Origin of the sequence: Paenibacillus glycanilyticus NBRC 16618, assembly GCF_004000805.1 — a bacterium.
GTDB lineage: Bacteria > Bacillota > Bacilli > Paenibacillales > Paenibacillaceae > Pristimantibacillus > Pristimantibacillus glycanilyticus.
This window is the reverse complement of the sequence record NZ_BILY01000007.1, coordinates 1-12,427: the sequence shown is the minus strand read 5'-3', so window position 1 is coordinate 12,427 and position 12,427 is coordinate 1. Positions and strand designations below refer to the sequence as shown.

11 protein-coding genes are annotated in these 12,427 nt (G+C 52.0%); 6 read left to right on the top strand and 5 right to left on the bottom strand.

Going from position 1 to position 12,427, the window contains the following annotated elements; genetic code table 11:
* Positions 1–14 precede the first annotated feature (14 nt).
* Positions 15–932: an AraC family transcriptional regulator gene (locus PGL01S_RS07010; RefSeq protein ID WP_127492876.1), complete on the bottom strand. Its 918-nt coding sequence runs from the start codon at positions 930–932 to the stop codon at positions 15–17.
* A gap of 209 nt (positions 933–1,141) precedes the next feature.
* On the opposite strand from PGL01S_RS07010, the gene PGL01S_RS07005 reads away from it, so the two are divergent.
* Positions 1,142–1,879, top strand: coding sequence for an SDR family oxidoreductase (locus PGL01S_RS07005; RefSeq protein ID WP_127492874.1), 738 nt, complete (start codon positions 1,142–1,144; stop codon positions 1,877–1,879).
* A gap of 337 nt (positions 1,880–2,216) precedes the next feature.
* On the opposite strand, the gene PGL01S_RS07000 is transcribed toward PGL01S_RS07005, so the two are convergent.
* The gene (locus PGL01S_RS07000) at positions 2,217–2,969 is read right to left on the bottom strand and encodes a DeoR/GlpR family DNA-binding transcription regulator (RefSeq protein WP_127492872.1); all 753 of its coding nucleotides are present in this window, start codon (positions 2,967–2,969) and stop codon (positions 2,217–2,219) included.
* A gap of 181 nt (positions 2,970–3,150) precedes the next feature.
* On the opposite strand from PGL01S_RS07000, the gene PGL01S_RS06995 reads away from it, so the two are divergent.
* Positions 3,151–4,797 (top strand): hypothetical protein, encoded by a 1,647-nt coding sequence (locus PGL01S_RS06995; RefSeq protein ID WP_127492870.1) that lies wholly within the window; start codon positions 3,151–3,153, stop codon positions 4,795–4,797.
* 38 nt (positions 4,798–4,835) lie between these two features.
* Here PGL01S_RS06995 and PGL01S_RS06990 read toward each other — a convergent pair whose 3' ends face one another.
* Together PGL01S_RS06990 and PGL01S_RS06985 are read right to left on the bottom strand one after the other, a co-directional pair.
* Positions 4,836–5,744 (bottom strand): sugar phosphate isomerase/epimerase, encoded by a 909-nt coding sequence (locus PGL01S_RS06990; protein ID WP_127492867.1) that lies wholly within the window; start codon positions 5,742–5,744, stop codon positions 4,836–4,838.
* A gap of 197 nt (positions 5,745–5,941) precedes the next feature.
* Complete coding sequence (locus PGL01S_RS06985) at positions 5,942–6,676, bottom strand: MBL fold metallo-hydrolase (protein WP_127492865.1); 735 nt, start codon at positions 6,674–6,676, stop codon at positions 5,942–5,944.
* Positions 6,677–7,626: 950 nt separating this feature from the next.
* On the opposite strand from PGL01S_RS06985, the gene PGL01S_RS06980 reads away from it, so the two are divergent.
* On the top strand, positions 7,627–8,061 hold the full coding sequence (locus PGL01S_RS06980; RefSeq protein ID WP_116394308.1) for an Rrf2 family transcriptional regulator: 435 nt from the start codon (positions 7,627–7,629) through the stop codon (positions 8,059–8,061).
* 27 nt (positions 8,062–8,088) lie between these two features.
* A complete protein-coding gene (locus PGL01S_RS06975) occupies positions 8,089–8,724 on the top strand; it encodes an NAD(P)-dependent oxidoreductase (protein ID WP_127492863.1) in 636 nt (211 codons plus the stop codon).
* A 92-nt stretch (positions 8,725–8,816) separates the two neighbouring features.
* Here PGL01S_RS06975 and PGL01S_RS06970 read toward each other — a convergent pair whose 3' ends face one another.
* Positions 8,817–10,082, bottom strand: coding sequence for an MFS transporter (locus PGL01S_RS06970; RefSeq protein ID WP_127492860.1), 1,266 nt, complete (start codon positions 10,080–10,082; stop codon positions 8,817–8,819).
* A gap of 188 nt (positions 10,083–10,270) precedes the next feature.
* On the opposite strand from PGL01S_RS06970, the gene PGL01S_RS06965 reads away from it, so the two are divergent.
* Together PGL01S_RS06965 and PGL01S_RS06960 are read left to right on the top strand one after the other, a co-directional pair.
* Positions 10,271–11,440, top strand: a complete 1,170-nt coding sequence (locus PGL01S_RS06965; RefSeq protein ID WP_127492858.1) for an exonuclease SbcCD subunit D — start codon at positions 10,271–10,273, stop codon at positions 11,438–11,440.
* Positions 11,437–12,427: AAA family ATPase (locus tag PGL01S_RS06960; protein ID WP_164775400.1), on the top strand; the 991-nt coding region annotated here is incomplete at its 3' end. The genes PGL01S_RS06965 and PGL01S_RS06960, both read left to right, overlap by 4 nt.

Below are 12,427 nucleotides of genomic sequence, written 5' to 3'. Positions count from 1 at the left end.
ATGACGATTGATCGTCATGGCCCTGTTATTGCTGAAGCGCGCTGCTCTTGAATATCGAGCATCGGCGGCCGTCCGTACATCCGGGCATATTCGCGGCTGAACTGGGACGGGCTTTCGTATCCAACGCGGAAGGCGGCTTCCGAAGCATGCACCGTTTCCGTCAGCATTAAGCGTCTTGCTTCCTGCAGGCGCAGCGTTTTCTGATATTGCAGCGGGCTCATTGACGTTACGCGCTTGAAATGTTTATGAAAAGCCGAGGTGCTGAGGCTTGCTTCCTTGGCCAGCTGCTCGATGACAAGCGGCTCCGCATATTGCCGGTTAATCATCCGAATCGCTTGCGCAATGTTATGCGAATGGCTGCCAACCATAGCGAAGGAGTGGATAAGCGAGCCATGCTCGCTTTGCAGCACGCGGTACAGGATCTCGCGGATAATAAGCGGTGCGAGAACCGGAATGTCCCCCGGCGTATCCAGCAGCTGAACAAGCCTGACGGCGGCTTCGAGCAAGCCTGGAGACGTGTGGTTCATTGTTATTCCCGGTGAGGCATCGGAAGGTGAGGCAGAGGCGCTGCTGCTTTCTTTTACAATATCGAGAATGACATCGGGGTCGAAGCTCAGCTTTAAGCTTAAATACGGGACCTCGGGCGAAGCCTCCACGATTTTGCTTATAATCGGCAGTTCGGCAGCAATAACAACAAAAGTCATCGGGTCATACCGGTACGTTTCATCTCCGAGAGTAGCCGTCTTTGCCCCTTGCGCCACAAGACAAAGGGAGGGCTTATAGACGGATTCCAGCGGTTCCGACAAATGGTCGGCATGCATCAATGACAGATTGGGAACAGAAGTAGGAAACGTGCCGCTTGACGGAGCATGGCGCAGGATCAAGTCCGCTAAGTGCCGCAAAGCCTGCTCCGTTCGCAAGGTTTCGTCCATGGCTTGTGAATTCCTTTCCGAAGAGGGATTGCTTTTATTTTAAAATAGAAATGCGCGAGTTTCACTATACTAAGCTTATCTTTCATTCGCGAAGAGAAATAGGCAAGGATTGAACGGTTCTGTTCTAATGGTATTCCCCTTGCATTCCTTATAATCAATGTTGTAGCCACTCCAATTAACTATCCGAAACATAAAGGAGCGAATGAATAATGAGTTTACAAGGAAAAGTCGCAATTGTCACCGGTGGTTCGAGAGGAATCGGACGCCAAATCGCCATTCACCTCGGCGAAGCCGGCGCGAAAGTTGTTGTCAATTATTCCTCCAACGAAGAGAAAGCAAACGAGGTTGTCCAATTAATCGAGCAAGCGGGCGGCGAAGCTGCTGCCATCCGCGGAAATATCGGCAAGGTCAGCGATGTGGAGGGACTGTTCTCGGAGGCGCTTGAGCGGTTCGGACGCGTGGATATTCTCGTGAATAATGCGGGGATTATGGATCTGGCGCCGATTATGAACGTAACGGAGGAAATGTTCGACCGGCAGTTCATGATCAATGTGAAAGGGACGTATTTCGCCTGCCAGCAAGCGATGAAGCATATGGCAAGCGGCGGGACGATTATTAACTTCTCTACCTCCGTATCAGGCGCGATGCTTCCGACATATAGCGTCTACGCCGCTACCAAAGGGGCTGTTGAACAGTTAACCCGTCAGCTGGCAAAGGAATTTGGCCCAAAAGATATTATCATCAACTGCATCGCGCCAGGGCAGGTGTCGACCGAGCTGTTCCTGAACGGCAAATCCGAGGAGCTTGTGGATTCGTTCCGCCGCATGAACGCGTTTGGGCGCCTTGGGGAGCCTGACGACATCGCCAATGCCGTTGAACTTCTCGTCAGCGATAAAGCCCGCTGGATTACCGGACAGACGCTTCGCGTGAACGGCGGATTCAACTGATAAAAAATCGCCAGCCTGCTGCTGTTTAGCATTCGGCTGGCGATTTTTATTTTTGGTTATTGCACAGGAGAAGGACTCAGAGCTACGTTGGATTTGGTCCAGTAAAAGGAGGCGTTTTTGCCCAAGTATGCGTTCTACGTTGGATTCACTACAGTAAAATCAGCTCCTATGAGCAATGCTGTTTGAATTTCTCCATTTTCACTGGAGTAAATCCATTATAGCCTTTCAAAGCCTTCCATTTAGCTTGCTTTCGTTGGAGCAATTCCAACGTACGAAGACAATGGAGGCGATAACGGTAATTGTAACAGTGATCGTAATGGAAGTTGCTGTGACGCTCTCAAATCTCCAACCGGACACCCGCTGCCCGGAATGCGGCAGCCGTTTCTTCCGGCAGGCCCTTATCGGTTAGGAGAGCCGTCAGCTCGGATAACCTCGCGAACGTACGAAGCGCGCTGTGGCCAAACTTATGATGGTCGGCAACTCCGTAGCATTCCCGGGCTGTCGTCATTAAAGCCTGCTTGAAATCGATCAAGTCGCCGGTATAGACGGACAAGCCATGCTCGAGATGTACGCCGGTAGCGGAAATAAACGCTTTATTAATGTTCAGGTTACGCACGTAAGCGACCGCTTCCGGACCCGCAAGAACGTTGCGGACGCGGTAACCGCCGGGGACGACGAGCCGGACGTTTTCTTTTCCCGCCAGCTCGCTGATGATGTATACATCGTTGGTAATGACGGTCACCGTCAAATCGTTCAGCCGCCTTGCGATCTCAAGGGTTGTGCTGCCGCCGTCCAGCGCAATAATGTCATTGCTGGAGATAAACCTCATCGCGGTTTCCGCAATGCCGGTTTTCTCGTCGGCATGCTTCGCGAGCGGCTCCTTCACCGGAAGAATGCCGAATTGATCGCTGTTTGCCAGCACGGCGCCGCCATGAACCCGTTTTACAAGGCCTTGTTCCTCCAGCTTCGTCAGATCCTCCCGGATCGTCTTGCCCGTTACGTTCAGCCGCTCGCTGAGCTCCGCAACCGTCACTTCCTTCTGCGTCAGCAGAACCTCCATAATACTCTCGTATCGGCGTAAATGGTTCATTTCATGCTCATCCGTTCTCATTGGTATTGCCATTATTTTAAACTTAGCTTGTCGTCTCGTCCATAGTTACTGGATGTGTAGTTAGGTTCAAATACAATTTTATTAATGATTATTTCTACTAAATGAACTAAAATAAACATAAATGAACTTTTTACGGGATAGAGAGGAGTAAACGATACTCATGAACGGACAACAGCAGCGTCAAATAGAGATCATTAAGGCGGCAGCCTTATCGGCACAGAGCTTGCCTATGCTCGCCAGCGGATTATGGTTCCATCACGATATACGGGATAACTTCTATTATGCCTCCTATTTATTTGCGGCAGCGGTGGACGAAGAAATTCAATCCCTACTGAACAATCCGGCCGACTCGAAAAAGAAAGCGGAAGGCGTGCTTGCACGGGTGCTGCAGCTTCAGCAAAAGGATCCGGATCAGCCGCTGTATGGCCATTTTCCGCTGAATTTGAATCCTTCGCCTGAGCTTGCGAAAGCCCATGAGCTCCCGGTCGAGCTGATGGGCAGCTTAATGGTTTATTTCTATGCGCGTTATGGACAACATCTGGGTCCGGAATTGCAGGAGGCCTTCGAGCGTGCGCTCCATCGTATTTATGAAGGAGGCTTTTACAGAAAGCCGCTGCAGCTGTTTCATCACCATGAGGCCAAATATACCGCGGCCAAGATCATATTCGGACAGCGCTATGAAGACCAGGAGCTGCTCGAAGACGGTATCGCTTCCCTGAAGCGCACCATGGAGCGGGTAACGGCCCAAGGAATGCCGGAGTATGGGGCGTTGCCATGGTTCTGGCATTGGGTTCAGGCGTTTACTTGCGCGTGGGAGCTGACGGCGGAGCCGGCGTTAAAGCAGCAGCTTGCCGGGATGCTCGATTATCTGTGGCGGGAGAGAGCGCTCTTTTACCTGAAGGGCGCTTGGGTTGGTGCCCATTCCCGGGGCTGGCCGCATGATGCGCCTGCTGACCGCAACGTCTTGCATGATTATGTGCAATTTGGAGATTTTCCGTTGGGAGATCGTATGCCTCGTACGGAGTACGCGGGCTTCCTCTGCTATCCTGCTCCGGAGGATGCTCTCCGGAGAGCGCTGGAGCGCAACCAGCCCGAGGTGGTCACAAAACAAATGATCAAAATTGATACCGGGGAAGAAATTCCGCTTCATTCGTATGCATATGTGACGAAGGACTATGCGGCCGGCGGCATTTGGGAGCGGGTAAAAGAGTTTGATAACGAGCAAATCCGGTGGATGGTCTCGTTCCCGGTTACGGGAGAGACAGGCGTCAATCAGCTGTATTTCTTCCATCCGGGGGAGGGCTGGAGAGAAGGGGATCCGCGGCATCAAAGCGAGTACACGGAGGTGCTGTACGACAAAAACCGGATACTGACGTTGTTCCCTGTCCCGGAGCATGCCGAGCAGCAAGAGATTATCGGCGTTCTTCCGAAAGGGACTTGGATTAGGCGAGCAGCGGGCCTGTATGGTCAGGTGCAAAATGGTTTTGTTTCTATTCTTCTGCATGGGCATTATACCTTCGAGGAGCTTGAGGACTATAATTTGGTTCGTTTGCAAGGAAAGCCTGCCGCGGCAGCGGTCGAAATATTGGGGCGGGATGAAGCGGAAAAGCTTGCAATCGGCAGCCTGGCTGCGTTCGCCGAGCGGATGGGCGGGGTAGAATTCATCTTGCAGCAAGCATCAAGACTTGGCGGCAAGCTAATCTATACCGGCATCAGCCATCAGGATCTGCTTGAGCTGATTGTCGCAAGTCCGGGGCAATCGGTCGCGAGAATAAACGGGGAAGAGATGAATTATTTCCGTTATTAAATACAAGAGGTGAATGAAGGTCCCTGACGGGGCTTCATTCACCTCTTTTTTTGGATCAGCTGGCTAGCCCAGCGGTAACACTCCTCAAGCTGTTCATCGGATGCATGCTCCGAGCGATGCTCGAACATGATTTTTACATCCGGATTCTCGCAGGAGATCATCCGCAAATACCGTTCAATGGGAGCCCAGCCTTCGCTTGGCTGCTGACCGGGAAGGACGGGAATCCGGCTCTGCCTTATTTGTCCGTCAACAATCTGCACATTGGATAAATGAATGGTTGCGGCATACTTGGCATATCGTCGAAGAATGGTCTCGGCATGGAAATAAGGATCAATTCGGTCCTGGATGTACAGCCTTGCGGTATCGAGGCAAAGCTTGATGCTGCTATATTCCTCCAGCTTGCGATGCAAATAGTCGTCTTCATAGACATAGCGGTTCAGGGCGTCAAATTCCAAGACAGGCGTAAATCCGTATCTGGTGCCCATAAGGGACAACCATTCAAATAAAGCATCGCTGTACGTCCGAAATTCAGCAAAGGAATATTCGCTTTCGAATTCGTATTCCATGCGGCTATCGAATCGCCAGTTAGACCAATCCGCGCGGTCATCCAGAATAACGGGCTTTGGATAATGAAAAAGCACATAGTCCGGCTGCATTCGCGAATGGATGTAAGCAAGCTCTTGCTCCGCTATGGAGTAGGCATCCGATCTTACGTTATCCTCCTTGGCGATAAGCAGCGGATCCCGAAGCGGGGTAATCCCCGCCCGCAGCGGAAAATGAATGCCGATCCGAAAGCCTGCAATATGTGATTCCCGGATCAGATTCTCAATATCCTGCTCGCTCCGGAATAGACAAGCTTCAATGCCGTAAAAATCGTGTTTATAATCCCTGTTATATTTGTTGTAGTCGAAATGTCCATACTGTCCGATAAGGAAAAGATGATTCATGAGTGTGATAGTTCCTTATCTGCCGAAACCCAGTAGGAGAAGGAGGAGCGACAAAAGCATCTCCAGAAATGAAGGTTTGTATGACATTGCGGAACATCCTTTCCGATTGTTTCTGGAAGTATTCTCCATCATAAAGCCTAGATCCTTTTGCCCATTAGAAAAAAAGGCTGACCCGATGGTCAGCCATTAACTTCTTATTATTGTGCCGCAAGCTCGGCGAGTCGCTCCATAACCTTCCGGTTATATAGTCCGCCATGGTAACAGATGATGGTCTGAATATCAAAATCAAGCAGTCCGGCGATGGAAGCTTGGGCAGTCAATGGGTCTAATGTGGTAGCGGGATCAGCTCCATATAGCTCGTCGTCTCTCACCATCAGAGCATCTCCGGCAATTAACGTACGGGAAGGCTTGTGGTAAAGACTGATATGTCCCGGCGTGTGGCCCGGGGTATCAATTATGGTAATTCCTCCGCCTAGCGGAAGAAGCTCGCCGCCACTTACTTCCCGGTCAACATTAGCCTTGGGCGGATTCAGCATCATCCGTTTTAGACCGTTGCGGAACGATTCGGGCACGGAGTCCGGCATCTTGTCGATGCTTGCAATAGCTTCGTCCGTGAAACGGATAAGCCTTTTGTTTCCTTGGATGTACGGTTTCTCAAGCGGATGCGCCCATACTTCGATTCCTGCACCGGAGGCTAATTCAGGCAAATTTCCGATATGATCGATATCTTGATGGGTAAGAATAATATGAGTAAGCCTGTCTGGACTGCCGCCCGTGGCTTCAATCGCGGCTTGGAGCTGGGAAAGCTGGGCGGGATAACCCGTATCCAGCAAAATTTGATGCTGATCGTCCCGGATAAGAACCGGATGAACGGTATCGATTGTGCCCATTACAGGGGCGCTTATCGACAGCATGGCAAGTTGGGCTTGCATAAAGGTCACACTCCTCGTACAAAATGAAGGGACCCGGCCGAGGTCATGTGACTATATTACAGACTCTTGGGAATGGTGTAAATAGAAAAATATTATATTATAACATATAAAAATATTTTTGTCAATACTCTAATTCTGGTTAAGTAGGATGGGCTTTAAGTAGCCTGCCGTTAGAGATTTACGTTGGAATTGGTACAGTAAAACTGAACGATATGGGTCCGTAGTAAGCGCTATATTGGATCGCATACAGGATAATCAACCAAATCAGCGATTGTAAAGCCAAAACGTCCATATTTACTGGATAAAATCCAATGTAAGCAACCAATTAAGTCATATTTCTTGATTTCATTGGACTGAATCCATTGTAGCTAATTTGCAGCAGCTTGCTATAAGCGACTTGACTTTTCATTTTGTTGTAACTACAATTGTTACAACGACCTGTCAATCAGATCCGGCCAGCGGAGGTTGTTTTTCGGTCCTGTCTCGATCTTGTCTCGGTTTTATTCGTCTTGTTCACTTAAACGGCAGGCGGAGTGTTGTTTCGAGTTGAGTGCGACTTTGTACGTTTGTTCCAACCATTGAAAATTTAATTCGAGGAACAAACTACATGGAGCAATCAACCGAAACAACCGTAGCCCAATCAACCGAAACAACCGTAGCCTCAACACTGAGCGTCCTTGACTTCTACCCCAGTTGTAACTACAATTGTCACAACAATATTGGCTTTGTGTTTGGTTGGCGTTCGGTTTTTTACTAGGTCTTGTGCTCGGTCTTGTGTTTGGTCTTAGGCACTTAAACGGCCAGCGGAGTGTTGTTTCGAGTTGAGTGCGACTTTGTACGTTTGTTCCAACCATTGAAAATTTAATCCGAGGAACAAACTACATGGAGCAATCAACCGAAACAACCGTAGCCCAATCAACCAAAACATTCGGAGCGTGGAGGTGACAATCATGAAAATCAGCAGCCGCTTCTCCATAGCGGTCCATATTTTATCGCTGCTGGAGATTTCCAAGGACGCTCATAACACTTCCGAATGGATTGCCGGCAGCGTCAACACGAACCCGGTTATTATCCGCCGGCTGTTGGGACAGTTGAAAAAGGCTGGCCTCGTTCAAGTCCGGGCAGGCACCGGCGGTGCGTATCTGACCAAGGAAATGAGCGAGATTACTTTGCTGGATATTTTCCGGGCGGTAGATGTCGTCGAGGAGGGACAGCTTTTTCATATTCACGAAGGGCCGAATCCCGACTGTCCGGTTGGAGCAAGCATTCAGGTTGTGCTGGAGCTCGTGCTGAAGAAGTCGCAGGATGCGATGGAGAGTGTTCTCGCGCAGATCACGCTGGAGGAACTGGTCGCGGATCTGATCAGGACGAATCAGAACAAATAATTTATTTCTTATTAGGAGGTTATTCATATGAAAATTGCAGTTGTAGGTGCTACAGGCAAAGCAGGTCAGTTTATTGTGAAAGAGGCGCTTAGCCGCGGACATGAAGTTACGGCGGTTGTTCGGAACCGTGCCAAGGTAACGGAGGAAGGCGTTCAAGTGATCGAGAAGGAAGTTTTCGATCTGACAACAGCCGACCTGCAAGGCTTTGACGTCGTCGTGAACGCTTTTGGCGCTCCGCTTGGCCAGGAACATCTGCATGTAACAGCCGGCAAAGCTTTGATCGATGCCTTGTCCGGAACGGATACGCGCTTGATCGTAATTGGCGGAGCAGGCAGCTTGTACGTGGACGAAGCCAAGACGGTTCAGCTCTTTAACACGCCTGATTTCCCCGAGATGTTCCTTGCTACGGCGAAGAACCAAGGTCAAAACCTCGAGGATCTGAAGCAATCGGCAGGTCTGAAATGGACCTTTGTCAGCCCGTCCGCTTTCTTTGATCCGGCAGGAGCGCGTACGGGTTCCTATACGACAGGCAAAGACCATCTGCTTGTGAATTCGAAAGGTCACAGCTATGTCAGCTACGTGGATTTTGCGATCGCCATTGTGGATGAAGCCGAGAATGCCGCGCATGTTAACGAACGTTTTACTGTGTCTTCCGAAAACTAAGCAAAAAGAAGAGGCTGCTCCCTTGACGGGGCAGCCTCTTCCTGCCTATAAACGCGGTCGCTCATCGTCGAGAGGCCTCGATAGAGGTTTTCTCATAGCAGAGCACCGCGTTTTTTCAGATGACGGTATAACGCAATCGACATGACCGAGCACAACAGGGCGCATGCCCCGATGAACATATAACCCGCTTGCAGGCCGGCAATGAGACCGGCCTTCGGATGAGCCTCTTCCGCAAAGCCGTCCTTGAACAGCTCGATAATGAGCCCGATCAGATAATTCCCCGCAACCGTCGCAATCCCCATTAAAGTCACCGTAAACGTAATAGCCGTATCGCTTTCCTTCGAGTAACGTCTGGCAATCAGAGCCATAACCGTCGGATAGATCGGCGCAATACCGATGCCGGCTGCCGCAAACAGGAAGGCTCCGGGCTCCCCGAGAATAACAGCCGCAATCGAGCAAAGACCGGAGAAGGCTGACAGCACGATGAGCGACATCGTATAGCCGATTTTATCGGTGACCGGACCAAGAACAAGTCGCGCAAAGGTAAAACAGAGGAAAAAGGCGGAGAGCATAGCCGCGGACGTATCGCTGCTCCAGTCATAGGCCTTCTCCAGAAAGTTGACGAGCCAGCTCCCGATTGACATCTCGGATACAACGCCAAGGGAGAGAACGCCCACAAGCAGCCAAGCCGCTTTATCCCGTACATATTCGCGCAGCGACAGACGCTCGCCATGCTTCTCTTCCTGCTTGGGCGCCTTGGCCAAGATGGTAGGAATCATCGGCAGCAAAGTCAGCGAAAGCATCAGGCAGTACATGCCGCGCCAGCCCAGCTCGGAGCTTGCGCCAAACAGATGAATTCCCATTAGATTAGCGGCCAGAAGCGGGGCGACAATCGAGCTGAGCCCATAGAAGAAATGGGCCAGATTCATCATCGTGCCGGTATTCCGGGTGAAGATCTGTGCGGCCAGAATCGCAAGGGCGATCTCTAGAAGCCCGTTGCCGATATACATGAAAAAGTAGGACAATACCATCGTGGAATAGCTGATAGAGAAGTACAGGCAGAAGCCGGATACGACCATCGAGCCAAAGGCGATAAGGGTCGTCAGCTTGATGCCGATTTTTTTGACCAGCCACCCCGTAAAGCTGCAAGCGATTAGATAGCCGAGAGAATTAAGGGCAAGCAGCATGCCGATCTGCGCTTCGTTCAGCGAGAAATCGGCCTGCATGCGCGGGATGGCAGGCCCTTTTATATTTTCCGAAAAGCCAAATATGAGAAAGCCGCCAAATACAACGGCCAAGAGCAGCGTGTAGTTGCTGAACAAGGACCGTTTTGACCGTGCTTCTAGTTCGGTTTGCATGTTATCCTCCTGTTTGGCGTCTAATTGAATCGATGAACAATCTATGAAGTCCGTCTACTAATGTACCATTGATAGGGCCTGGGGGAAATATTTTCAGGAAGGAAATCGGGAGAAAAAAGCGAATATATGTACGGTTACGGGTATCGAAAAAGATAGGTACATGAGTAGCGGAAGGGAATGTTCATAGAGTGAAATTTTTTCATACTGCAGACTGGCATTTAGGCAAGCTTGTGCAGGGTGTATATATGACGGAAGACCAGCGGTATGTGCTGGAGCAATTTGTAAGCGCGGTAGAGCTCGAACGGCCGGATGCCGTTATTATCGCAGGCGATCTGTACGACAGGGCCATCCCGCCGACGGAAGCGGTGGATCTGCTCGATGAGCTGCTGGAGAGGATCGTTGTTGGGCTGGATACGCCTGTGCTGGCGATCTCGGGTAACCATGACAGTCCGGACCGGATTGACTTCGGAACGGCCATGATGGAAAGCCGCGGGCTCCATATCGCCGGAAGATTAAGAACGGAACATAAGCCGGTTGTGCTGAAGGACGCGTTTGGCGAGGTGCATGTGCATCTGGTGCCTTATGCCGACCCGGCTCAAGTACGGATTACTTACGAAGACGAGAATATCCGGACGCATGATGAAGCCATGCGCGCGATCACGGAACGGATTGCTTCGCAAATGGACCCGGCTGCGAGACATATCGTTGTGGGACATGCTTTCGTGACGGCAACGGGCGCGGCGGAGCCTAATACAAGCGACTCGGAACGCCCGCTTTCGATTGGCGGAGCCGAGCATGTGCGGGCGGATTATTTTGCACCGTTCCATTATACCGCTCTTGGGCATCTGCATCAGGCGCATTTTGTCGGCAGCGAAAAAATCCGTTACGCGGGTTCTCCGCTCAAGTATTCGATCTCCGAGGAGCATCACAATAAAGGCTACCTCGTGGTGGAGATGGACGCGGACGGGAACGTGGCGATTGAGAAAAGAGAGCTGAAGCCGCTGCGCGATATGCGGCGGATTGCCGGTCCGATTGAAGAGATCGAGACCCATCCGGTGAACGAGGATTACGTCTTTGTTACGCTGCTGAACGACAACCCCGTCCTGTTCCCGATGGAGAAGGTTCGGGCGGTTTACCCGAATGCCCTCCATGTGGAGCGCAGGGTAACGGCCGTTCGCGGCATTGGCGAGGATGCCGAAGCCCCGGAGACGGCGGTGCGGAGGAGCGAAGCCGATCCGGTGAGCCTGTTCGAATCCTTTTATCTCGAAGTGAAGGGTGTAGCGCTCGATGAGCCGAAAAAACGGCTGTTCGCCGATACGTTTGGCGGATTGCTGCGAGAGGAGGGGGAAGCAGGGTGAGACCTCTCAAAATTACGATGACGGCCTTTGGCCCGTACCGCGATGCGGAGACCGTGGATTTCAGCGAGCTTGGGGAGCATCGCCTGTTTGTTATTTCGGGCAGTACCGGCGCAGGCAAAACAACGATTTTCGACGCGATCTGCTTTGCCTTATACGGAACCGCAAGCGGCGAGGACCGCTCGGAGCCCCGCATGCTGCGGAGCCACTTCGCCGATGACGAGAAGCATACCGCCGTTGAGCTGGATTTTGCCGTGGGACGACGGATGTACCGGGTATTCCGTCAGCTTCCCCACCGGAAGGGCACGAACAAAAGCGAGACGGGCGGCAAAGCCGAGCTGTACGAGCTGACGGGCGGCGAAGCCGTTCCGGCGGTGGACCGGTTTATGGTCGGCGACGTCAACGCCAAGCTGGAGACGATTATCGGCCTGACGAAGGAGCAGTTCAATCAGATCGTGATGCTGCCGCAGGGCGAATTCCGCAAGCTGCTCACTTCGGATACGGATAATAAAGAAGAGATTTTGCGCCGGATATTCCGGACGGAGCTGTATCAGCGGCTGGAGACGCGCTTCCAGCAGCAGAACCGGGAGCTTGGGGACCAGCTGAAGGAAGCGAAGATCCGCGTGGACCACTTCATGAAGCAGGCGGCGGATAACTTGCCGCGCAGGGAAGACAGCCAGCTTGCGTTGACGCTGGCTCAGGAGCTGTTCAATGCGGCGCAGCTGTCCGAAGCGCTGGAGCAGGAGATTGGCTATTACCGCCAGCTCATGGCGGAAGGCGAATCGGGCAAGCGCGAGCTGCAGCGGCAGCTTGGCGAGCAGGAGCAAGCGCTGCAAGGCGAGCTGGCGCTGCACGCGCGCTTTGCGGAGCTGGCAAGCGAGCGGGCGAAGCGGGAGCGGCTCGCGGCGCAAAGCGGCGAGCATGCGGAGCGCGAACGCCGGCTGCTGCTCGCGGAGCGCGCGGCGCAGCTGGCGCCGTACGCGGAGCAGG

Bases quoted from the DNA above. Each gene is read 5' to 3' on its own strand.
- PGL01S_RS07010 (WP_127492876.1), bottom strand. From the start codon at position 932: ATGGACGAAACCTTGCGAACGGAGCAGGCTTTGCGGCACTTAGCGGAC.
- PGL01S_RS07005 (WP_127492874.1), top strand. From the start codon at position 1,142: ATGAGTTTACAAGGAAAAGTCGCAATTGTCACCGGTGGTTCGAGAGGA.
- PGL01S_RS07000 (WP_127492872.1), bottom strand. From the start codon at position 2,969: ATGAACCATTTACGCCGATACGAGAGTATTATGGAGGTTCTGCTGACG.
- PGL01S_RS06995 (WP_127492870.1), top strand. From the start codon at position 3,151: ATGAACGGACAACAGCAGCGTCAAATAGAGATCATTAAGGCGGCAGCC.
- PGL01S_RS06990 (WP_127492867.1), bottom strand. From the start codon at position 5,744: ATGAATCATCTTTTCCTTATCGGACAGTATGGACATTTCGACTACAAC.
- PGL01S_RS06985 (WP_127492865.1), bottom strand. From the start codon at position 6,676: ATGCAAGCCCAACTTGCCATGCTGTCGATAAGCGCCCCTGTAATGGGC.
- PGL01S_RS06980 (WP_116394308.1), top strand. From the start codon at position 7,627: ATGAAAATCAGCAGCCGCTTCTCCATAGCGGTCCATATTTTATCGCTG.
- PGL01S_RS06975 (WP_127492863.1), top strand. From the start codon at position 8,089: ATGAAAATTGCAGTTGTAGGTGCTACAGGCAAAGCAGGTCAGTTTATT.
- PGL01S_RS06970 (WP_127492860.1), bottom strand. From the start codon at position 10,082: ATGCAAACCGAACTAGAAGCACGGTCAAAACGGTCCTTGTTCAGCAAC.